Consider the following 22325-nt stretch of genomic DNA (forward strand, 5'->3'; position numbering starts at 1 on the left):
AATTCCTCTTTATTCCGACTCGGATTCTGAATCTCTAACAACAGCGAAGTCTTTTACAAAGTCTTCATCTTTGGTATTCACAACTTTGACACCCATAGCCGAACGACCCACCATGGAAATGGTTTTGACTTCGACACGGATGGCCATTCCTGATTGTGTGATGACGAGTAGTTCATCTTCTTCTTTTACAGAAGCGATCCCCACAGCTCGTCCATTTTTTTCACCAATTTTCAAGTAGGTCATTCCTTTCCCACCACGACCTTTCGTAGAGAACTCCTCAAAATCAGTTCTCTTTCCAAATCCGTTTTCGGAGACGCAGAATAAATTTGTTCCTGGTTCTACTTTGGTTATCCCTGCAATGGCATCATCGTCTTCTAACTTCATGGCAGTCACACCCGAGGCCGTTCTACCTTGCGAACGAAGTTCATTCAAATTCATTCGAATTGCGAGACCATTTTTACTTCCAATAAACACATCGTAGTTACTTGGGTTGGCAATCACATCAATGAGTTCATCACCGTCACGAAGGCCAATGGCGATGATTCCGGATTTTTTAGTATTTGTGAATTCATCCAATTGAATTTTTTTCACAAATCCATCTCTTGTCACCATGAGTAGATAGGACTCATCAAAGTTTCGGAATGTAAATAAAGAAGTAATGATTTCATCATCATTTAAGTTGATCACTGCTTTGAGAGATTTTCCACGTGCTTCTTTAGTAGCAATCGGCAATTCATAAACTTTCATAAGGAAGGCTCGTCCCTTATTAGAGAAGAGCATTAAGTTGTCATGAGTCATCGCACTGCTTAGTTTTTTAACAAAGTCTTCTCTTTTTGTTGAGATCCCTTGAACACCTTTTCCACCACGTTTTTGGCGACGGAACGTATCCATTGGAAGGCGTTTGATGAACATATCTTCTGATAACTGAACCACTACTTCTTCATCAGCTATCAAATCTTCTGCGTTGAATGTTGAGGATTCCAAAGACTCTAAACTAATTTCTGTAGCGCGATTGTTTCCGAAAGATTGGGCAACCTTTCCAAGTTCTTCACAAATGATCGATTTCACTCGTTCTGGTTTGGCAAGGATGTCTTCTAGGTCAGCAATGAGAAGTCTCACTTGTTCCAATTCTTCGATAATCTTTTGAACTTCTAAAGAAGTTAAACGTTGCAAACGCATTTCCAAAATGGCATCCGCTTGGATTTCAGAAAGAGAAAAGGTAGCCATGAGGGAACTTTGTGCTTCTTTCACATCTTTGGAAGCACGGATGATACGAATCACTTCATCGATATTATCGAGAGCAATACGAAGACCTTCTAAGATATGAGCTCTTTTTAATGCTTTGTCTAAATCAAATTCAGTTCGTTTGATAACGACTTCATTTCTATGATCTGCATACGATTTTAGAATTTCTTTTAAAGAAAAGATTTTAGGGCGATTGTTTAAAATCGCAAGCATTGTAATCCCATAACTCACTTGTAATTGAGTGAGTTTAAAAAGTTGGTTTAAAATGACTTGTGCGTTGGCATCTTTTTTAACATGAATCTCTACTCGAATTCCTTTTCGATCCGAAAGGTCTAAAATTTCTGAGATTCCTTCGATGACCTTTTCATTCACCAAGTCCCCAATTTTTTCAAGTAAGTTCTTTTTGTTTACTTGGTAGGGAATTTCATTCACAACAATGATCTCGCGACCTTTGTTGTTTTCAATGATGTCTACTTTGGAACGAATGCGAATGGATCCTTTTCCAGTAGCGTATGCTTGGTAGAGACCTTCTCCACCAATGATCGTTCCACCTGTTGGAAAATCAGGTCCCGGAATGATCTTCATCAGTTCTGGAAGTGTGATGTCAGGATTTTGAATGAGAGCAATGACAGCATTTACCGATTCTTTTAGGTTATGCGGAGGGATGTTCGTTGCCATACCCACGGCAATCCCCGTGGAACCATTAACTAAAATATTTGGAAAATTAGCTGGTAATACATCCGGTTGTTGTCTCGTATCATCAAAGTTTGGTGAAAAACTGACAGTATTTTTTTCAATGTCTTTGAGAAGTTCTTCGGCAAGTTTAGTAAGACGAGCTTCTGTATAACGATAAGCCGCAGCATTGTCACCGTCAACCGATCCAAAGTTTCCCTGACCATCAATCAGAGTTTCTCGCATGGAAAATGTTTGGGCCATACGAACCATGGTTTCGTAAACAGGAGAGTCACCATGTGGGTGGTAGTTACCAATCACTTCCCCAACAATTTTCGCTGATTTTACATAAGGGCGATCTGATCTCCAAGCTCTTTCATTCATCGCATGGAGAACTCGTCTATGAACTGGTTTTAATCCATCTCTAACATCGGGTAATGCTCGACCTACGATCACACTCATCGCATAATCAAGGTAAGCTTCCTTCATTTGGTCTTCAATTTCCACCGGAATGACCCGCACACCGGATTTAAGAGCACCGGCTACGTCTGGTCTACCGGAAAGATTGAGTGCTAAGGTTTTGTTTGATTCGTTTTCTTGGCCGTTTTGTTCGGTCATTTTTCTATCCTAATTCCGATTAAAGATCTAAATTTGCAACTTTGTATGAATTCGCTTCAATGAAACGACGACGAGGAGACACTTCGTCCCCCATAAGGATATTGAATGTATCCTCTGCTTCTACAAAATCTTGTAACTTTACTTGTAACATAACTCGTTCTTTTGGATCCATTGTTGTGTCCCAAAGTTGTTCCGGATTCATCTCCCCGAGTCCTTTGTACCTTTGGATCGTTACTTTGTCATTGGGTCTTGCTTTGAGGATTTCATCCTTCTCACGATCCGAATAAACATAAACTGCTTCGCGTCCAAATTTCAAAAGATACAACGGAGGTTGTGCAACAAAGAGCGAACCTGTTTCAATGATTGGTTTCATGTAACGAAAGAAAAAAGTAAGTAATAGTGTTCGGATGTGTGATCCATCCACGTCCGCATCTGTCATAATGATGATTTTTTTATAACGAAGTTTATCGATATTGAACTCATCATCACCGATTCCCGTTCCCATAACAGTGATTAGGGTTCTAATTTCTTCATTTGATAAAATTTTGTCCAAACGAGCTTTTTCTACGTTTAGAATTTTACCTTTGAGCGGAAGGATTGCTTGCGTATTTCGATCCCTACCTTGTTTGGCGGAACCACCTGCCGAGTCCCCCTCGACAAGATACAACTCACAATGTTCTGGATCTTTTTCGGAACAATCGGCGAGTTTCCCAGGAAGGCCGCCACCTTCTAAAACTGTTTTACGTCTTGTTAGATCGCGAGCTCGTCTTGCTGCTTCTCTTGCTTTGGAAGCTAGAATACATTTCTCTAAAATCTTTTTGATGACAGCAGGGTTTTCTTCAAAGAAACGATTGAGACCTTCACCCGTGATCGTTTGCATAAGACCTTTCACTTCTGCATTCACTAACTTTTCTTTTGTTTGTGAGTTGAACTGTGGTTGCGGAATTTTGATCGATATCACAGCACAAAGGCCTTCTTTGATATCATCCCCTTGTAAGCCGTTTGGTTGTTTTTTAAAAAGGATTTGGTCTTTCTTTAAATGGTCATTGAGAGTTCTCGTAAGGGCAGTTCGAAAACCTTCTAAGTGGGTTCCACCTAAGTTGTTATTAATAGCGTTAGTAAAACAAAAAATGTTTTCGCTGTAGGTATCGCAGTATTGAAGAGCAATTTCTGCCCAAACATTTTCTTTTTCACCTACAAAGTGCAAAACCTTATGTAAGGGATGTTTTGCATCTGTGATGTATTCCACAAAAGAAACAATCCCACCATCAAACTTAAATTCGTGTTTCGCAACTTCTTCTTTTCTTTGGTCTTCGATGCGAATGAGTAACCCTTTGTTTAGGAAGGCAATTTCTCTAAATCTTGCAGAAAGGGTATCAAAAGAAAAATCAACAGTGGTAAAAATGGTATCATCTGCTTTAAAGCGAACGACTGTTCCGCGGTGAGTTGTATCACCGATGATTTTTACATCTTCGATAGGAACACCAGCTTGGTATTTTTGGTAATGGAGTTTTCCATCTTGGTGGACTTCCACTTCTAAATAAGTAGAAAGAGCGTTCACCACAGAAACCCCTACCCCATGCAAACCACCAGACACTTTATAAGCATCGTTCTCAAACTTACCACCGGCGTGTAGAATTGTTAGTACGACTTCAATGGTAGACTTACCCTTATCCGGGTGAATTCCTGTTGGAATCCCGCGACCATTGTCACGAACTTCAATGATATGGTCTGGCAAAATGCGGACATCAATTTCTGTACAATGGCCAGCCATTGCCTCATCCACAGAGTTATCCACAACCTCATAAACCATCTTATGGAGGCCGGATTCATCTTGTGTTCCAATATACATTCCGGGACGTTTTCGGACCGCTTCTAGACCCTCTAGGATCTTGATTTTCGAGGCTGAATAGGCGTTTGGATCGGTTTGGTTGGACATAGATTTATAAGATACCCTATAGGAAGTATCCTAGAAAGTCCCTCGAAGGGCAAGTGAAATCGGGGAGATTTAAGTGACTTAAGACCTGGGATTTTGGAATTCGTTTCCTGTTTTAAATTGAATTTTTTCCAATAAAACTGGGTTCGTAATTACATTTGCTTTTGTTAAAATTTCGGTTTTTTGGAACTCCAATTCCTGGGAAATCATCGAATGGCGACAAACAACTGTGAGTTTTTTTCCTTCAATGGATTTCGGAAAACTCTGTTTCCCAAAATAATCGCCAACAATCTCGTTCCAACGTAGCCGAATGGTTTTCAGAATTTGGTCGCGGAAGACAGCTTCCCTATCCATACCCATTTTTTCCAAACTTTGGAAGAGTTCTGAGAGTTCGACTTTTTTCATTTCTCTAAAAACACCTTCACTTTTCCGCCTTCCACTTGGTAGATTTCTTTATCAAGTGTTAGGTTTCCGACATATTCATGAATTCCTTCCAAATCTGTGGTGGTAAAAAATGCCTGTCCACATTCTGAAATCAAATTCACAAAGTATTCCCTTCTTTTGACATCCAGTTCCCGAATGATATCATCAATCAGTAGGACAGGTGCTTCTCCCGTTGTGTCTCGGATCATTTGAAAACAGGCGGTTTTCAGAGCAATGACAGCGCTTCGTTTTTGGCCTTGGGAACCAAAACCACTCAAATCTTTATCATCAAATCCAATTGGAAGTGTGTCGCGATGATTACCGCAACTCGTATAACCGATGGCTCTGTCTTTACGTAGATTATCGGTTAGTTTTTGTCTATGTTCTTCTTTGGATGCGATATTAGGTTTGTAAGTTAAAAAGAACGGATCTTTTCCAGAACTTAACTGTTGTAAGTTTTTATGAAAGTATCCGGCAAGGCTCTCGATGGTTTTCGTTCGAATCTCACGAATTTCCGCATCATGTTCAATGATGGGTTCATCCCAAATTCCAATTTCACGATCAGAAGAATTTTCTTTTTTTAAAGCCGCATTTCTTTGTTTTACCAAACGATCATATTCAATGAGTTGTTTTAAATAATACCGATTGGTGGATGATATAAAGGCATCAAGAAAACGGCGACGTTCCACATTCCCATCTTCAATGATGAGAATATCAGGTGGGCTCATCACAATCGAACGAAAGTATCCTACATAGTCAGAAATTTTTTTAAACTCTTCGCCGTTGACTTTTAGTTTCTTTCGTTTGGAATAAGAATGTTCAATTCCATATTCAAATAAATACTCATTTTCTTCGGATTCAAATTCAGCCCGAATGAAGGTATCTTTTGTATCCCAACGAAGGAGTTGGTTTTGGTCTGATTCGCGAAAACTTTTTAAATAAGAAAGAAGTGAAATGGATTCGAGTAGGTTTGTCTTACCTTCTCCATTGTTTCCAATAAAAAAGATAAGACGTGATTTGAATGTAAGTTCTGTTTCTTCGTGATTCCGAAAATTCTTTATGTAAATTTTCTTTAGAAACATTAAAGTTTCATTGGCATAATGACAGAAACAAAGTCGCTATCCGATGGATCCTTAAAAAGAACCGGTGCACTAGAAGTTGTGAATTCTAAAATTACTTCTGGATCATCCACAGCTTTGACTACATCACTCAAATAATCACCTTTAAATGCAATGGTGATTGCTTCTCCATTGTATTCAATTGGCATATTGTGATCAAACATCATAGTTCCTGGATTAGAAGAACTGATATTCACATTTCCTTTTGTAAAAGCCAAACGAACTTGTTTCGATGGTTCTTCTGCAGAAATCAAAGCTTGTTTTAAGAAAGTTAAAAAGTCAGCTTTTACCACACGAACAGATTCCGAAGTTTGTTTTGGAATGACTTGTTCGTAATCTGGAAAGTTTCCATCAATCAGTTTGAAAAGAAGTTCTACGTTTCCAGAGGAAACATAAATTTGTTCTTCAACAAATCCAATCTTTGCAGTTTCTTTTCCTTCCATCATTTTTAACATTTCACGAACTGCTTTGTGAGGAATGATCACTCCATTTTTAAATGGAAACTGTTTAGGAAACTTACGAACAATTTTAGAAAGACGACGTCCATCGGTTCCCACAACAATTAGATTAGTATCATCTGGTTTTAAAAAGAGACCGTTAAAAACAAAACGAGTTTCTTCAATTGCCATGGCATAAGAAGTTTTACGAAACATCTCACGAATGGTTTGACAAGGAAACTCAACCACACTGGATTCATCAACTTTAGGAATGGTTTTGATATCTTCAGAATCAATACCATTCACTTTAAACTTAGTATCCATCTTTCCTGAAGCATCAGTGATCGTTGTCTCAGAGTTTTCTGCTTGGTCAGTAGTAGTCAGTAAACTTGTATCAAAGTTTAGATTTTTAAAAATACTCGAAAGTTGTTTAGCCGGTAAGGATGCAGTTCCTTTTTCTCCAATGGTAGAAGGAACAGAAGTTTTGATTGCGATCTCTAAATCTGTCGCAGAAAGATAAACTTCATTGTCTCCCGTTTGGATTTTCAAATTGGAGAGAGCCGATTTAATCTCTCGAACAGAGATGACTCCATCCACTGAGTTGATTGCTTTTAGGAATTCTGTAGTATTGACAGTGAATTTCATTTTTCCTCTTCTTCTTATTTATATTATATATCTTTATATATATTATGTCGTTTCCGTTGGTTCTGTCAGTATGTCGATAAAGCCTGGAAACATCAATTTTTATTGAATTATGTCAGGTTTTTTCCTTTTTGCAACTGTCAATATTTATGTCACTTTGAACAGGTTGTGGAAATTTTAAGGGACAATAAGGACTGACTATGTCCTATCGACAGTTTATCGACAGGTAATGGTCGGATTAATCACAGGTTATTGGAAACTTATCTTGTGTTTGATGGTATGAAACAAGTCTTCCCATTGTGGATCTGTTTTCATACGTTCTTTGAATTTATCGATTCCGTGGATGACGGTCGAATGTGTGGTTGAAAAAATTCTTCCAATTTGTGCCTTCGGAACATGGAGGACGTCATGCAGGAGGAGCATACAAAGATGTCTTGGTGGGATAAAATCCGCTTTCCGACTTTTTCCTAGTAAATCCTTGCGCGCGACATTGGACCTTTCACAGACAAGATCAATGACCATGTCGGGGCTGAATCCAATTCGCTTTTTATTCGTCAGAAAACGAGCTTCTGCAATTTCCTGAATTTTTTCTTCCGTAAGCAAAAAGTATTCATAAGCCTTTTTGTATAGAACCAAATCGTTTACGATACCAATGAGAGCTCTTGAATCTCCTTCCAATCGTTCGGCAAGCCAGAGGAGGAGTTTGTCACTCGCAGGAATATTGAATTCTGAAAAATTGGCACGCAAAAGTTCGATTCGAAGGGCCAAGTCATGGGATTTGATATCGGCTTGGAGACCATGCACGAATCGAGATTTGAGCCTTTCGTGTAACGGGAGTTCGTAACTTGGTCTATCTGAGGCAATGACAATCTGGCGTTTTCTGTCGTATAGGAAATTGAAAAGAGCAAAAAACTCTTCTTGGGTTTTCTCAGCCCCACCATTTAAAAACTGAATGTCATCAAAGAGTAAAACATTATACGACTGGTAACGAATTTTGAAAGATTCGAGTGACTCGCGATTGTTTTGACGAACCGTAAAAATAAATTCATTTAAAAAGGAAGTGCTGTTTACGTAACGAACTGTCTTCCAGGGATCTTTCTTTTTGATTTCATTTCCAATGGCATGGAGGAGATGCGTTTTCCCCACGCCCACAGGACCAAAAATATACAGTGGATTGTATTTTCCAGGTTGTTCTGCCACACTTTTTGCGGCTGTATAAGCGATCTTATTGGAATCGGAAGTGATATAATTGCTAAAAATAAACTCTGGATTTAGATCCGAGTCGGATTCATCAAATTTGGATTGGATGACTTCCTTAAAAATCTGTGTAGAAGTTTCTGATTCCGCAAGAATCGACACACGAAAACGATCACCTACTACTTGATAAACGGCTTCTTCAATGAAACTTGTATACTTGGTTTCCACATGACGTTTGATTCCTGTGGAAGGAGCAGTCAGGTGAACCACCTGGTTCTCCGATTTATCGAATTTGAGTGGTGCAATGAAATTAGAAAAGTACTTGGGAGGTATCTGTTTCGATATTTCTTCTAAAATTTCTTCCCAACGTCTTTCCAAGCTTCCCCGCCCTAAATGTGAAATCGGGTACTATACTTTTAGCAAGTAGGTAGAATTCAAATGAAAAATCCGAAAACGCTCCAAACTACAAAAAATAGTCGAACCGAATAAAAAAATTATGTCCCTTATTTGAATTGACAGAATTTATTCTTATAATTCTTGTTAGGTGTTCTTTATTTCGATTGGTGATTTTTTAATAACTATCAGCCTTTTTTATCTATGTGGTTAAACGTAAAAACAATTGTGATAAAAGAACATATTCCAGTGCAGGAATTTCATAATGAAGTTTCATTTTAAAATCTAAGATGGCTTCAATCCTTCCTACATTTGCTTCAAAGTTTTTTTGTCTGTATTCATAAAGAAGTAACAAACAAATCATTTCTAAAAAATCAATTCCCGTAAGCCCTTCTTTGTTGGAGCGAAATTCTCCGAGTTGGTCACGCACCCAGTTTTCCAATTTGAATAATAAAATGGAATCGTGGCAATGTTCTCTGACGTTCTCATGCCATTCTTCCAAAAACTCATCGGAGATTTCAAATGGATTGAGTGATCCACCATAATAAAGCTTGGATTCGGTCATTTCGTTTCTACGAATTTTTTTGATTTCATCCTGTGGGAGATAGTTGAAGGGAACACAAACTGATCGAGAGAGAATGGTTGGTTTTAAATTTTTTAAATCGTTCACGATGAGTATGAACTTTGTATGTGCTGGAGGTTCTTCTAAAGTTTTTAGAAGAGTGGTTTCTGCTTCATTATTGATTCGATTGGCTTCTGGAAATAAAACCACACGGTAATCTGATGTATGTGGTTTGAAAGGAATCCTTGCTGACAACAACCAACGGATGGTGAAGTCTTCTGGATCTTTTTCTTTTCCAATGGCTATGTTTTTCCTTCTAGGAAATTGAATGAAGTCAGGATGGACTCCTTTCATAAATTGTCTGCAAGAATCACAAACCCCACAAGAGGTTCCCTCTAAACAAAGAAGTTGTCTCGAGAATCTTTCAGCGGCTGTCCACTTCCCCACTCCATCGGGTCCGTAAAAAATGATAGATCCAGGAATTCGTGACCTATCATTTAAAAAAGATTTTAAGTAAGTCAGTGCAACATCTTGGCCTGACACTTGGTCGAATGAAAACAAAGCATCAGCCATTGGTCTTTAGTATACCGGTGTCAGCCAATTCATATAACTTGGTTGTTCACCACGAACCGCTTCAAAAAAGATCGATTGGATTTTTTTGGTGATGGGTCCGATGATTCCATTTCCAATCACACGACGATCCACTTCTTTCACCCAAGCCACTTGCACACCAGTGCCTGAAAAAAATAATTCATCAGCGATATAAAGTTCGGAACGAGCAATGTCTCTTTCCACAACTTGGATCCCTAAGTCCTTTGCAATTTGAATGATACTACGACGAGTGATCCCTTCTAAAATAGAAGAAGGAATGGTTGGTGTATGGATCACTCCATCACGAACGATAAAAAGATTTTCCGCAGAACCTTCTGATACAAATCCTCTCGCATCTAAAAAGATAGCTTCATCCATTCCATTTTGAACGGCTTCTGATTTTGCAAGAGCGGAGTTCACATACCCACCACTCACTTTGGAAAGAGTAGGAATTTGGTTATCAGAAAATCTTTGCCAAGAAGAAACGATGGTTGTCAGTCCGTTTTGTGTATCGAGATAGTCATCCAACTTCAAAGCATAAACTGTGATGTCTGCTTTTACGTCATGGAAACGAGGCGAAAGTTGTAAGGCAGAAGTGTAAATGAAAGGTCTTAAGTATACATTTTGTTTGGCTTCATTTTTACGAAGCAGATCCAAGATGATGGATTGGATTTCGTCCGGTGTGATTTCGATCTGCAGCTGCATGATCTTTGTGGAGTTCACAAGTCGTTTGCAATGTTCTGGCAATCGGAAGACATAAAGATTTTTTTTAGCTTCGTTGTAGTAACCGCGGATTCCACCGAAGACACCTGTCCCATATTGTAAGGCGTGGGTTTGGACGCTGACTTTCGCGTCCTCGGAAGGAACAATCTTTCCTTCAAAGTATGTGTAAGGGAATGAATTCTGAGCCATTGAGATTCCTATCCTTCCAATCTTCTGAAGTTTCAAAATTAGAAAATGAATTTTATCTTTTTTTCTCTCGAAGCATAGGCCGATGCTTTTGATATCGTTCTAAGGAGTAGATTTTCTGATCCCACTCCCTCGCAATTTTTAAGAACTGAATCACTAAGAAGACATAATATGAATCCATCCTTTTATCCCAACCAATTTGATTGTATCGTTGTTGGTGCCGGTCATGCCGGAACAGAAGCTGCCTATATCTCTGCCAAAGCAGGACTCAAAACTTTACTCATCACGATGAACTTGGATACTATTGGACAGATGAGTTGTAATCCTGCGATCGGTGGAATTGCAAAAGGACATATGGTTCGCGAAGTGGATGCACTCGGTGGACTGATGGGTCGAGTGATTGATCAAACCGGAATTCAATTTAAGATGTTAAACACATCGAAGGGTCCTTCTGTTTGGGCGCCGCGTGCACAAGCTGAGAAAAAACAATACCAACTCATGATCAAACACCAGTTGGAAAAATTACAAACACTCTCGATCCGACAAGACACAGTTGAGGATTTGATTGTGGAAGGAAACCAAGTGACTGGTGTCATCACAGGTCGTGGTTTCACTTTTTATACAAATCATGTGATCCTAACTACAGGAACTTTTCTCTCGAGTGTGATTCATATTGGAACTTACCAAAAAGAATCAGGTCGGATTGGGGAACCTACAACCAAAGGTCTATCCCACACTCTCGCTCGTTTTGAATTGCGACTCGGAAGATTAAAGACGGGAACTCCGGCTCGTGTTCATAAAAATTCTATCAACTTTGATGGACTCGATGTGCAAGATGGTGATGAGAACCCGCGCCCCTTTTCTTTTTCAACTAGTAAGATCGATCGAAAACAAATTCCTTGTTACATCACTTACACAAATGACACCACTCATGAACTCATCAAACAAAACTTAGAATACTCACCGATGTATTCCGGTCAGATCAAAAGTATTGGCCCAAGGTATTGCCCTTCAATTGAAGATAAGGTGGTTCGGTTTGCAGAAAGAGACCGTCACCAAATCTTTATCGAACCGGAAGGATATGAAACCAACGAGATGTATCTCAACGGTGTTTCCACAAGTTTGCCTGAGGAAGTGCAATGGAAGTTTCTTCGAAGCATCAAAGGTTTGGAAGAAGTGGAGCTCATGCGCCCGGGTTACGCCATCGAATATGATTTTGTAGATCCAACAGAACTAAACCCAACTCTCGAAACCAAAAAAGTAAAAGGCCTGTATCATGCAGGTCAAATCAACGGAACCACTGGGTATGAAGAAGCCGCAGCCCAAGGACTTGTGGCTGCTTATAATGTGATTCGTTCTGTAAGAAAAGAAGAACCAATTCTTTTCAAACGAAGTGAATCTTACATTGGAGTTCTTGTGGATGATTTGGTTTACAAAGGTGTGGAAGATCCATACCGAATGTTCACAAGTCGTGCCGAGTATCGATTGCTTTTACGCCAAGACAATGCCGACCAAAGACTCATGCAGTACGGATATGAGATGGGACTTGTAGACGAGTCTCTCTATACAGATATGAAAGATCGTTACGCTCGGATCGATAAAATCAAAACCCAGATGTTTGTAACGTCGATGAAGCCAACAGAAGAACTCACAAAAGTTTTGGAAGAAAAGAAAATTGAGAATTATAAATTCGGTCACACAGTAGCTTCGTTTTTAAAACGATCTGATATCAAAATCGAAGACATCGAAACTTTTGTTCCTGAACTTCAAAACCTAAATGAAGATGAGAAAGCAGTTTTGGAAATGGAAGTCAAATACGAAGGTTATCTGAAACGAGAGTTGGAGACCATCGAATACCGTAAGAAGTTTTTGAACTTTCAGATCCCGAATGATTTTGATTACGCAAGTGTGAAAGGTTTGAAGACAGAAGCAGTCGTGAAATTAGAAAAACACCGACCGATGAATTTAGAAAATGCTCTTCATATCTCTGGAGTGGATCCCTCTGATGTGGATCTTCTCCTCTATCATTTGGTGGACAGACGATAACACAAAGACAAACGAACAACCTTCCCTAAAATCAAAAAGCCAAGAGGGATATTCCTTCTTGGCTTTCTTTATTTATGATTTTCTTAGAATCGATCTTCCCAATTTAAAAACCTTTTGAGTTGTATTGCAGAATCTCAAAGGCAGATTTTGAAAGACTAATGATTAGAACTTTTAACTATCTGAAATCAAACTTTGAATTCAGATAAACCTTTTGCTCTTTCTCTTTGAGAGTTTTTTTAATATCAACACTCAGCCATTCTATGTTTTCAAATCACCGAATTTGAACCTTTGATTGTTAGAACGATCCCTACAATCTTTTTGAAAATCTATCTATTCGTAAACGAGCACGTGGGTCTTTTCGAGAATCCAGTTGTCCCCTTGTTTCACGTGAAACGAATGTGACTCCAGACTTCCATCCGCTTTGTATTTCAGTTTATGCACACGGCGGTTTTCACCTTGGAAGAATTCTCTCTCCACTAGGTTACCTTTTGCATCAAACTTGAAATGGATTTCACCAAGACCTTTCTTTTTGTCATCAGTCAGATATTGAATTTGAACATTGGGACGTTTGGGATCGATTTGAAATCGGAAAGATTCATTGTCTTTGGTTTCTAAGTTTTTACCTTCAGCGGCAAAAATATTTCCTTCACCATCGCTCTCGATCGAATAAACAATCAGTAGTCTCCCCTCTCCATCCTTCACATTCATCTTTTTCAAAGCACGACCTTTGAATTGGAAATCTTTTCGTTCGACTAGATGACCACCGTTGTCATAAACTTCTTCGCTCGAAAGTAAACCATCGGTATAACGGAAAGATGTTTTACCATCGCCCTTTCCTTCTTTATCAGAATAAGTTTCGGTGATTAATTTTCCGTCGCTGTTGTATTCGTATTCAGCGACATAAACAACCTGACCCTCGCCGTTACGGACGATCTCTTTGTTCGGAACTTTTTTAATTTTTTTAAATAGGTATGCATCTTTGTGGGACCACTTGCCCGGAGTGTAACCTAAAATAGGAAAGGAAAGGATGATTAAAAAACTAATGATTCGAATCATGGAAAAGAGTTCTCCTACAGGAGACATCGGCGAATTCATTTAAAACGATAATACGATTATGTCAGAAAAAACCATCCAAGAAGAAATCCAAGCCATCATCCCAGATCTGTTCCCCAAGTTGGAGCCAGAGTTTGATTGGGAATTAGTAAAAAACTTTTACGAGTTTTTGAAACGAGACAACGAGAAAGGTGGATTCTTTTCTCGAAATGATTCAGAGAAGATTCTCGAGAGACATATTATCGAATCTCTGATCTATGTTTGGAAACTGAAAGTTACCGGGTATGTTTCACGTGAAACAAATATAGCCGATGTAGGAACGGGGCCAGGTCTTCCCGGCTTCCTTTTTGCCCTTTTGAAAAAAGCACCGCATGTTTTCCTCGTAGATTCTCAAAAACGAAAACTCGCACTTCTCGAAACAGAAATTGAAACAGGAAGTCTTTCTAAAGTCAAAAAACGAGTGGAGTTTATCTACGCACGAACAGAAGAAATTAATTCCAATTTTGATGTAGTCACTTCCAGAGCAATGGTTCCCTATCCCTACATTGCTGAAGTCACAACACGAATGGTAAAACAAAAAGGAATCTTATGTCCCTTCCTTGCACAACCCTACCAGGATTTAGAAAAAGAAACAGAGGTTCTTAGCAACAATGGTTTCTTTATGAAAAAAGAAATTCCCATTCCCGAATTAGAGTTTGTGGGAAAGAGACATATAAAAATACTACAAAAGAATTCCCTTCCCAAAAAGGGATTCCCCCGCGACTGGAAAGAAATCGTTAAGGAGACGAAAAGCAAGAATGGGTAAAATTGTTTCTATCAGTAATCAAAAAGGTGGAGTCGGTAAAACGACAACAGCGATAAACTTGGCATCCAATCTTGTTGATTTGGGAAAGAAGGTTTTGCTCCTTGATATCGATCCGCAAGGAAACTCAGGCTCAGGTCTTGGGTTGGAAGTGCAGTCTTTACAAAAAACAACTTATGAAGTTTTGATTGGAGAACTCTCTGCAAGAGAAGCGGTTCAAAAAACTTTCGTAAACAATTTGGATATCATTCCTTCCAACATCAACCTCTCCGGTTTGGAAGTGGATTTCCTTGGAATGGAAAGAAAGGAATTCAAGCTGAAAGATGCTCTGGCATCTGTGAAAGAATCTTATGATTATATTCTAATCGATTGCCCACCTTCCCTCGGTGTCCTTACTATCAATGCCCTCTGTGCTTCTCAGTCAGTGATGATCACTTTGCAAACAGAATACTTTGCTCTCGAAGGACTCTCACAACTGATGAGAATTATATCTCTCGTGCAGTCGCAATGGAATCCATCACTAGCACTCGAAGGAGTACTTCTCACGATGTACGACAAACGCACTAACTTAGCAAACCAAGTGGCGGAAGATGTTCGCAACTATTTCAAAGAGAAAGTATATGAAACCGTCATTCCAAGAAATGTAAAATTATCAGAAGCACCTTCTTTTGGAAAACCGATCAACTATTATGATCCAGATGGTGTGGGTGCAAAAAGTTATAAAAGTTTAGCGGAAGAAATTGTAGGGAAGGCATAAGGTTATGGCACTCGGCAAAGGTAAAGTTTTAGGAAGAGGACTTGGGAATTTAATTCCTGTAAATGAAAACAACGTTGAGATTTCTAAAGAGGAACAAACGGGCCTAAGAGAAATTAAAGTCACAGAAATTTTACCAAACCCACACCAACCAAGAAAACAATTCTCTGATGCTTCCATCCAAGAGTTATCCAATACCATTACGGAACATGGAGTGATCCAACCCATTGTTGTGCAAAAGAATCCATCGGGTTCAGGATTTCTTTTGGTAGCTGGTGAAAGAAGATTACGCGCATGCAAACTTGCAGGCTTTGCAAAAATCCCTGCGATAGTTCGCGATCTTTCTGAAGCGGATATGATGGAACTTGCCCTCATTGAAAATATCCAAAGAGAAAACCTCAATCCAATGGATGAGGCTTTGGCTTACCAAGCCATTATCGACAAACGGGGGTTAAAGGTAACTGACCTTGCGACTCGTGTGGGAAAAAACAGAGCTACCATTTCTAACTTAATTCGTCTTCTATCTCTTCCTAAATTATTACAAGACTTAGTGAAGGAAGGAAAACTTTCGGAAGGACAGGCCCGCCCTCTTCTCTCTATCCCTGATCCTAAAAAACAATTGGAAGTGGGTCAGAAAGTAATCGCTGAAGGTTGGAATGTTCGAGAGGTAGAAAACTTTGTTTCTAATCTTTTGCACCCAGATAAAAAATCAAAGTCCTCTTCTATGGGTGCTGACAAACGAGATGCGAGTATTGTAAAACTAGAATCCAAACTCAGAAACAAATACAGTTCCAAAGTGGAAGTGGCCCACAATGAAACGAATGGAAAAGGGAAAATTGTTTTTTCTTACGCCAACCTAAATGACATGGAAAGAATTTTAGAGCAGCTCGGTGTGAAATTGTAGTTTCGCTAGTCGCTCATACAATTCACTTTTTCGAATGAGTTCGTCATGGGTTCCGACGGACTCAATCTCCCCTTCTTTAATTACCACTATTTGATCTGATTTCACAACTGTGGAAAGTCTGTGAGCAATCATAATCGTAGTTCTCTCTTTCACTAAAAAATCTAAGGCACGCTGAATCATTTGTTCTGATTCCGAATCGAGAGCAGAAGTGGCTTCATCCAATAATAGAATTCTTGGGTTACGAAGGATAGCCCTTGCAATCGCGATCCTTTGCTTTTGTCCGCCAGAGAGTCTTGTTCCTAAATGTCCTAGGTTGGTATCATACCCATTCGGGAGTTGGTTTAAAAATTCCGTAACATAAGCACTGGCCGCAGCCTTTTCGATTTCTTCAAAACTTGCATTCGGTTTTCCGTAGGCAATGTTCTCTCGCAAAGTTCCACTAAAGAGAATGGGTTGTTGGGGAACAAAGCCGATGAGGGAGCGTAAATCTTTTAAGGTAAGTTCTGTTAGATCCACACCTTCGATAAGAATTTTTCCTGCAGTGGGATCATAGAATCTGAGGATGAGTTCAAAGAGTGTACTCTTTCCACCACCAGAGGGACCAACAAGAGCTGTGGTTTTGTTGGCAGGAATTTCTAAATGAATTCCTCGGATGGCTTTGTGTTCCGGACGAGATGGATACGAAAATTCCAAATGATCCAAATTGATTTTTAATCCCTTCTGTTTAGAAGAGCCGTTGAGAGATATAGATCCATTCCCTTCCGTTGGAAGTAGTACGTCTGCGATTGGTTTTGGAAACTTTGGATCTTTGATTTCAGATTCTGATAAAAGAAGTTCCATCAATCGTTCTGTGGCACCGGCTGCTCTTTGTAAATCACCGAGAACTTCAGAAACGGCGCCGACACTATTGGCTACCATGATCGCATAGAAAGAAAAAGCGATGAGTTCCCCTCCGGTAATTTTTCCTTCGAGTACATCAGTTCCACCAATCCATAACATGACACTGATTCCTGTAAGGATGAAAAGAATGACTGCAGCAATCAGAAGAGCTCTTTGTTTGATGCGGGCCACTGCTACATCGAAGGCTGCTTCAACAGTGTTTGAAAATTTTTCAATGTCTTCTTCTTGGTGGTGGAAGGATTGTAGGATTTTTATATTGAGAAGGGATTCACTGACGTAAGTTCCAATACTTGCAATTTTGTCCTGAGTGGTGCGGGATAAATTCCTTACTTTTTTTCCATAGAACAAAATTGGGAACACAATGAAAGGTACACTGAAGAGAACAATCATCGTGAGTTTTGAATTGGTGATAAAAAGAAAAATAATTCCACCGACAAACATCAAAACATTTCTTAGGGCAATGGATGCGGAAGATCCGATTACCGTTTGGATGAGTGTGGTGTCCGTTGTGATCCGAGATTGGATTTCACCGGGAGAATTCAGTTCAAAAAAACTGGGGTGGATGAAGATGATATGTTTGAACACATCCCTTCGAATGTCTGAGGCGACTCGTTCTCCGATCCAAGAAACTGCGTAATGACGAATGTAAGTTCCAATCGCAAGGAAGATTCCAACTAAAATGATAAAGGCAAGTGAGTAGCCTAATTCTTGTTTTGATCTGGCTGAAAATCCTGCATCGACCAAATGGCGTAACCCCTGTCCTAGTCCCAAAGTCACTCCGGCAGTAAAAAGGAGAGCCAGTGAGGAAAGGGTCATTTGGAGTCTGTAGGGTTTTAAATAGGAAAAGGTTTTAGAGAGGACACGGAGATTTTTTGACTTAGCGCGGTCTGGAGTATGCAAAGATTTATCCTTTTAGATCAATCAATAGACCCCTAATTTCATCTAATTGTTTCAAAATCACGAAAGCACTGTTGTTGGGAGAAAACATAGTTTTGGCGAGTAGGTCCAATTTTTCATCCACAACCTTTACATAACGTACGTCTTTTTGGTCATTTCGTCCTCTTTGTGGGGCTTGCATGACCTTGTAGTTTTTTTTAAGGATTAGTTCGGCAATTTGTTTGATGTGTTTTTTGTAAGATTCGAGGTTTCTGTGGTTAGGATCTTTGATCAGTTCCTTTTCCAAATCAGGTAAATCTTTCCAAAGTTCATTCAGCTCTCTGGTTTCTTCTTTTCCAGAGGGAACAATGGATTCTAAAATATCTAAAAAACTTTGTTTGGATTCATCAACAGATCCTAAAGCACCTGAGAGTTTTTCTTTGGATCCTTTTTTTGCCTGAGTGGATACCGACTTAGGGTTGTTGTTTTGGATGATCATAAACCCGCCTAATGACGAGTGGGATTAATTGTGCATTTTCCGTGAAACACGACACCTTCTTCTACGATGAGGCGTGGAGTGACAATGTCTCCTTCCAATCGGCAGCTAGAAAGTAATGTAACTCGTTCTGTTGCATAGATGTTTCCGCGGATTTCTCCTCCGGCAACCACCACTCTTGCTTTGATATCTGTATCGACGATTCCGGATTTTCCTATAAGTACCTTTCCGGTAGTTTCGAGGACTCCACGAAATTTTCCATCAATACGAATGAGGCCTGGGAACTTGAATTCGCCAACGAACTCGGCGCCTTCCCCAATGATACTATTAACTAAAAATTCTTCTTCTGTAGATGGATTCGGCATTATTCTTGAATTTGGTTGAGAAACGAAAACGGATTCAACGCTTGGGTACCAACATGTACTTCATAATGAAGATGGTAAATCGGATTTTCTGGTGATTTTCCAACATAACCTAAGATGTCACCCTTGGAGAGTTTTTCATTTTTCTTAACACGAATTCTATCGAGGTTGGAGTAGATTGTTTTCCATCCAAATCGATGTGATAATTTTACGTAGTAACCAGTAGCTGGAGAGTATCCAGTATCAAAAACAATTCCAGGAGCCGTTGCAATGACTTCCGCACCAGGAAAGGATCCAATGTCTAGTCCTCTGTTGAGTTCTTCTTTTCCAGTCACTGGAGAAATGTATTTTCCAAATGGAAATAATACATAACCTTTTGTTGGCCAAATGGATGGAGTGTTACGAATGATACTCTTTCTTTTTTTGATGAGTTTGATGATCTCTTCAGAAAGTTCAGAGGATAATTTTAAATTATGAATGTCTTCTTTGATGCGGAAAGATTCGTCCGTGATGTCTGATTGAGGTGTTCCTTGTAATGCGAGAAATTGTCCTGCTTGCCCACCCATCCCTTTGGAAACTCGAGAAGGATCTCCACCAAGTTTGATATAGAGATTAGAAATTCTTTCGTAATAGTATTGGATGGTTTCGTGAAGAGAGTTAACCTCTTCTTTCATCTTGGAAGATTGTCTGATAAAGTCTTTGTTTGTTAAATTGAGCTCTGTGAGTTGGTGGATGGATCCACTATGAGAAAGAACGTTCACAGCGCTGATCACAAGAAGGATCACCATGATTCCAATGAAGATGGAAATCGCTTTGTAAGAGATAACAAAGTTAATGGTTCTGCGATCGGTGTGAGGAATGACCATAATTGTCAGACGTTCACGACCTTTTTTGTCTAGATCCTCGTAACGTTGGGATAACTTAAGCTTCCATTCCTGGACTTTATACCGTAATCGGTAAAAAATTAGATGTAGTCTTTGTTTTACTTCCACGTTCTTTTTAGACCTTCGACTATTTAAACAAAACTTATCGTACCCACTATATCTTTCGATTGAATTTTCATTTTCATCCAGTGGAAATTACAAATCTTGCTATTTATGGGATATTCAACCATAGACACTCATTGCCACTTAGACATAATTCGGGAACAAGGCCAAGAGATAGAAGAAACACTGGCGAAATCCCGAATGGCTGGAGTAGACCGCATGGTTCAAATTGGGATAGATCTACCGAGTTCTATCGAGGCGGTTCGTATTTCAGAAACTCATTCGAAAGATGATTTAGAAATTTTCTATTCGATTGGTTGTCATCCTACGGAAACTCATGAATTCCCTAATGCAGATCAAATTTTAGATTTAGCAAAATCCCGAATGGACGATCCAAAATTTTCTGCGATCGGTGAGATTGGTGTCGATCTCTATCATGATGCAAGCACACGACTTGCCCAGAATGAAGTGTTACGAAAATTTTTACAATTTTCTTCTGAGTACAAATTACCAGTGGTGATTCATTCTCGGGATGCTTTTGAAGATACATACGAAGCATTGAAAGAATACAAATCAAAAGCCTTTGGTGTGATTCATTGTTTTACTTATGATTATGAAGCAGCCAAACAGTTTGTTGATTTAGGGTATTACGTTTCCTTTTCTGGGATTGTGACTTTTAAGTCAGCAACCGATATTCAAGAAGCAGCACGTAAGATTCCATTGGAAACCATTCTCATTGAAACTGATGCTCCTTTTCTATCACCAATGCCACATCGAGGCAAACGAAATGATTCCTCTCATTTACCATTTGTTCTTGAGAAAATGTTTTCACTCCGAACAGAAACCAATGCAGAAGTAGCAGATCGCATTTATCAAAATTCATTAAAATTCACACAAAGAAAGGCTTATCACCATGCTTGATATCAACCGTATTGTTCAAAACCCTGAAGAGTTACTTTCCACCTTACAAAAACGAGGTGTAACTTCTACAGACATTGAAGCAAAAATTAAATCTATCTCTGAAAAACAAAGAAAGCTAAAACTAGAAGTGGAAGACCTTCGTGCTGAGAGAAATCGAGTTTCTAAAGAAATTGGAATTCAAAAATCACAAGGCAAAGACATCACAGAAATTTCTGCTTCGATGAAAGGTGTTGGTGATCAGATCAAAGCAATTGAAGAAGAACTGACCAAACAGGAAGAATCTTTGCATGATTTGAATTTAGGCCTTCCAAACTTACTGGATCCATCTGTTCCAGAAGGAAAATCAGAAGCAGATAATGTTCTTGTTCGCCAGTGGGGAGAAGTTCCAAAACTTTCCTTTGAGGCAAAAACTCATTTCGATATCGGAGAGGCTTTGGGTATTTTTGACTTTGAACGAGGAGTCAAACTTTCTGGTGCGAGGTTTTATACATACCGTGGGCTTGGTGCCAAATTAGAAAGAGCACTTATGAATTTGATGCTTGATACTCATACTTCTGAAAATGGTTATGAAGAGATGTGGGTTCCGGTTCTTGTGAATGATGAGTCGATGACTGCCACAGGCCAACTTCCAAAGTTTGCCGAGGATTTTTACCGATTGGAAAAAGACGGACTCAATTTGATTCCTACAGCAGAAGTTCCTCTCACCAATTATTACCGGGATGAAATCATTTCAGAAAAAGAATTACCAATTTCTGTATGTGCACACACTTCTTGTTTTCGCAGAGAAGCAGGGTCTTACGGACGAGATACACGTGGTCTTGTTCGGGTACACCAATTCCAAAAAGTCGAACTTGTGAAGTTTGTAGAACCGGAAACTTCGCAAAACGAACACGAAAAGATGCTCCAAGATGCTGAATCTATTTTGCAAAAATTGAAACTTCCCTACCGTGTGATGTTACTTTGTAGTAAGGATATGTCTAGTGCCTCTTCCAAAACCTATGATATTGAAGTTTGGATGCCGGGACTTGGACGTTTTATGGAGATTTCCTCTGTTTCTAACTTCAAAGACTATCAAGCAAGACGGGGAAAAATTCGATACAAGTCAAAGGAAGGAAAAAACCTGCTCGTCCATACTCTGAATGGTTCCGGTCTTGCGATCGGTCGAACACTTGCTGCGGTGATCGAAAATTACCAATCAGCTGATGGAACCTTCCAAATTCCGGATGTATTGAAACAATATATTCGTTAGTAATTTAGGGCAGATGACCGAGGTGTCAAATGCCCTATTCACTTTTATCCAAATTTTTATCTAAATCAAAGTTAAAGACAAAGTTTCCATTCAGAACTCTTTCTCTTCCTCTACTTCAAATTTCAAACTCGGTCAAACTCTCATCTAAGGTTATTTCTAAATCTAGTTTTAAAAGTGAACAAATAGAAATTTTAAAACCAAACTCTCTTTACTCTGTATTGGGAGGGGCGCGG

At 39.3% G+C, this 22325-nt stretch carries 19 protein-coding genes; 6 read left to right on the forward strand and 13 right to left on the reverse strand.

All coding sequences use genetic code 11. From position 1 onward, the window contains the following. Positions 1-9: 9 nt before the first annotated feature. The 8 genes from gyrA to EHQ16_RS06395 form a co-directional block, all read right to left on the reverse strand. Positions 10-2535, reverse strand: coding sequence for a DNA gyrase subunit A (gyrA, locus tag EHQ16_RS06360; protein WP_135634593.1), 2526 nt, complete (start codon positions 2533-2535; stop codon positions 10-12). A gap of 19 nt (positions 2536-2554) precedes the next feature. Further along, entirely contained in the window at positions 2555-4474 is a 1920-nt protein-coding gene (gyrB, locus tag EHQ16_RS06365; protein ID WP_135575817.1) for a DNA topoisomerase (ATP-hydrolyzing) subunit B, read from the reverse strand. 78 nt (positions 4475-4552) lie between these two features. Next, positions 4553-4876: a DciA family protein gene (locus tag EHQ16_RS06370; RefSeq protein WP_135634591.1), complete on the reverse strand. Its 324-nt coding sequence runs from the start codon at positions 4874-4876 to the stop codon at positions 4553-4555. Next, on the reverse strand, positions 4873-5976 hold the full coding sequence (gene recF / locus EHQ16_RS06375) for a DNA replication/repair protein RecF (protein WP_135634589.1): 1104 nt from the start codon (positions 5974-5976) through the stop codon (positions 4873-4875). The genes EHQ16_RS06370 and recF overlap by 4 nt, the downstream gene beginning before the upstream one ends. Further along, positions 5976-7094 carry a DNA polymerase III subunit beta gene (gene dnaN / locus EHQ16_RS06380; RefSeq protein ID WP_135634587.1) on the reverse strand — a complete coding sequence of 373 codons (1119 nt, stop codon included), beginning with the start codon at positions 7092-7094 and terminating at the stop codon, positions 5976-5978. Before dnaN ends, recF begins: the two co-directional genes overlap by 1 nt. 246 nt (positions 7095-7340) lie before the next feature. Next, a complete protein-coding gene (dnaA, locus tag EHQ16_RS06385) occupies positions 7341-8666 on the reverse strand; it encodes a chromosomal replication initiator protein DnaA (protein WP_135634586.1) in 1326 nt (441 codons plus the stop codon). A 217-nt stretch (positions 8667-8883) separates the two neighbouring features. Further along, entirely contained in the window at positions 8884-9816 is a 933-nt protein-coding gene (locus EHQ16_RS06390) for a hypothetical protein (protein WP_135634584.1), read from the reverse strand. Positions 9817-9822: 6 nt separating this feature from the next. Then, positions 9823-10746 (reverse strand): branched-chain amino acid transaminase, encoded by a 924-nt coding sequence (locus tag EHQ16_RS06395; protein WP_135634582.1) that lies wholly within the window; start codon positions 10744-10746, stop codon positions 9823-9825. Positions 10747-10914: 168 nt separating this feature from the next. On the opposite strand from EHQ16_RS06395, the gene mnmG reads away from it, so the two are divergent. Further along, complete coding sequence (gene mnmG / locus EHQ16_RS06400) at positions 10915-12789, forward strand: tRNA uridine-5-carboxymethylaminomethyl(34) synthesis enzyme MnmG (protein ID WP_135634580.1); 1875 nt, start codon at positions 10915-10917, stop codon at positions 12787-12789. A gap of 330 nt (positions 12790-13119) precedes the next feature. Here mnmG and EHQ16_RS06405 read toward each other — a convergent pair whose 3' ends face one another. Further along, positions 13120-13845 (reverse strand): hypothetical protein, encoded by a 726-nt coding sequence (locus EHQ16_RS06405; protein ID WP_135634578.1) that lies wholly within the window; start codon positions 13843-13845, stop codon positions 13120-13122. A 58-nt stretch (positions 13846-13903) separates the two neighbouring features. Between EHQ16_RS06405 and EHQ16_RS06410 the strand changes: the two genes are divergently transcribed. The 3 genes from EHQ16_RS06410 to EHQ16_RS06420 are packed head-to-tail and all read left to right on the forward strand — an operon-like array spanning position 13904 to position 16302. After that, positions 13904-14647 (forward strand): RsmG family class I SAM-dependent methyltransferase, encoded by a 744-nt coding sequence (locus tag EHQ16_RS06410; RefSeq protein ID WP_135634576.1) that lies wholly within the window; start codon positions 13904-13906, stop codon positions 14645-14647. After that, a complete protein-coding gene (locus EHQ16_RS06415) occupies positions 14640-15401 on the forward strand; it encodes a ParA family protein (RefSeq protein ID WP_100743669.1) in 762 nt (253 codons plus the stop codon). Before EHQ16_RS06410 ends, EHQ16_RS06415 begins: the two co-directional genes overlap by 8 nt. A 4-nt stretch (positions 15402-15405) precedes the next feature. Further along, positions 15406-16302: a ParB/RepB/Spo0J family partition protein gene (locus EHQ16_RS06420; protein ID WP_135634574.1), complete on the forward strand. Its 897-nt coding sequence runs from the start codon at positions 15406-15408 to the stop codon at positions 16300-16302. Here the strand turns inward: EHQ16_RS06420 and EHQ16_RS06425 are convergent. From EHQ16_RS06425 to EHQ16_RS06440, 4 genes are read right to left on the reverse strand one after another with little or no spacing between them, the layout of a single operon-like run. Continuing rightward, positions 16276-18102 (reverse strand): ABC transporter transmembrane domain-containing protein, encoded by a 1827-nt coding sequence (locus EHQ16_RS06425; RefSeq protein ID WP_135634572.1) that lies wholly within the window; start codon positions 18100-18102, stop codon positions 16276-16278. The two genes, EHQ16_RS06420 and EHQ16_RS06425, sit on opposite strands and share 27 nt — an antisense overlap. 4 nt (positions 18103-18106) lie before the next feature. Next, positions 18107-18577 (reverse strand): YaaR family protein, encoded by a 471-nt coding sequence (locus tag EHQ16_RS06430; RefSeq protein WP_135634570.1) that lies wholly within the window; start codon positions 18575-18577, stop codon positions 18107-18109. A gap of 8 nt (positions 18578-18585) precedes the next feature. Further along, positions 18586-18939, reverse strand: coding sequence for a bactofilin family protein (locus EHQ16_RS06435; RefSeq protein ID WP_100788910.1), 354 nt, complete (start codon positions 18937-18939; stop codon positions 18586-18588). Next, the gene (locus EHQ16_RS06440) at positions 18939-19928 is read right to left on the reverse strand and encodes a M23 family metallopeptidase (RefSeq protein WP_135634568.1); all 990 of its coding nucleotides are present in this window, start codon (positions 19926-19928) and stop codon (positions 18939-18941) included. Before EHQ16_RS06440 ends, EHQ16_RS06435 begins: the two co-directional genes overlap by 1 nt. Before the next feature lie 105 nt (positions 19929-20033). Here EHQ16_RS06440 and EHQ16_RS06445 point away from each other — a divergent pair, with 105 nt between their 5' ends. Then, positions 20034-20843, forward strand: coding sequence for a TatD family hydrolase (locus tag EHQ16_RS06445; protein ID WP_208742240.1), 810 nt, complete (start codon positions 20034-20036; stop codon positions 20841-20843). Continuing rightward, a complete protein-coding gene (serS, locus tag EHQ16_RS06450; protein ID WP_135634564.1) occupies positions 20836-22092 on the forward strand; it encodes a serine--tRNA ligase in 1257 nt (418 codons plus the stop codon). The genes EHQ16_RS06445 and serS overlap by 8 nt, the downstream gene beginning before the upstream one ends. Positions 22093-22325: the final 233 nt, after the last annotated feature.

This window comes from Leptospira kanakyensis (assembly GCF_004769235.1).
In the GTDB taxonomy this organism is placed as follows: domain Bacteria; phylum Spirochaetota; class Leptospiria; order Leptospirales; family Leptospiraceae; genus Leptospira_A; species Leptospira_A kanakyensis.

Coding starts and splice junctions, on each gene's coding strand:
- gyrA (WP_135634593.1), bottom strand. CDS start 2,535: ATGACCGAACAAAACGGCCAAGAAAACGAATCAAACAAAACCTTAGCA.
- gyrB (WP_135575817.1), bottom strand. CDS start 4,474: ATGTCCAACCAAACCGATCCAAACGCCTATTCAGCCTCGAAAATCAAG.
- EHQ16_RS06370 (WP_135634591.1), bottom strand. CDS start 4,876: ATGAAAAAAGTCGAACTCTCAGAACTCTTCCAAAGTTTGGAAAAAATG.
- recF (WP_135634589.1), bottom strand. CDS start 5,976: ATGTTTCTAAAGAAAATTTACATAAAGAATTTTCGGAATCACGAAGAA.
- dnaN (WP_135634587.1), bottom strand. CDS start 7,094: ATGAAATTCACTGTCAATACTACAGAATTCCTAAAAGCAATCAACTCA.
- EHQ16_RS06390 (WP_135634584.1), bottom strand. CDS start 9,816: ATGGCTGATGCTTTGTTTTCATTCGACCAAGTGTCAGGCCAAGATGTT.
- EHQ16_RS06395 (WP_135634582.1), bottom strand. CDS start 10,746: ATGGCTCAGAATTCATTCCCTTACACATACTTTGAAGGAAAGATTGTT.
- mnmG (WP_135634580.1), top strand. CDS start 10,915: ATGAATCCATCCTTTTATCCCAACCAATTTGATTGTATCGTTGTTGGT.
- EHQ16_RS06405 (WP_135634578.1), bottom strand. CDS start 13,845: ATGATTCGAATCATTAGTTTTTTAATCATCCTTTCCTTTCCTATTTTA.
- EHQ16_RS06410 (WP_135634576.1), top strand. CDS start 13,904: ATGTCAGAAAAAACCATCCAAGAAGAAATCCAAGCCATCATCCCAGAT.
- EHQ16_RS06415 (WP_100743669.1), top strand. CDS start 14,640: ATGGGTAAAATTGTTTCTATCAGTAATCAAAAAGGTGGAGTCGGTAAA.
- EHQ16_RS06420 (WP_135634574.1), top strand. CDS start 15,406: ATGGCACTCGGCAAAGGTAAAGTTTTAGGAAGAGGACTTGGGAATTTA.
- EHQ16_RS06430 (WP_135634570.1), bottom strand. CDS start 18,577: ATGATCATCCAAAACAACAACCCTAAGTCGGTATCCACTCAGGCAAAA.
- EHQ16_RS06435 (WP_100788910.1), bottom strand. CDS start 18,939: ATGCCGAATCCATCTACAGAAGAAGAATTTTTAGTTAATAGTATCATT.
- EHQ16_RS06445 (WP_208742240.1), top strand. CDS start 20,034: ATGGGATATTCAACCATAGACACTCATTGCCACTTAGACATAATTCGG.
- serS (WP_135634564.1), top strand. CDS start 20,836: ATGCTTGATATCAACCGTATTGTTCAAAACCCTGAAGAGTTACTTTCC.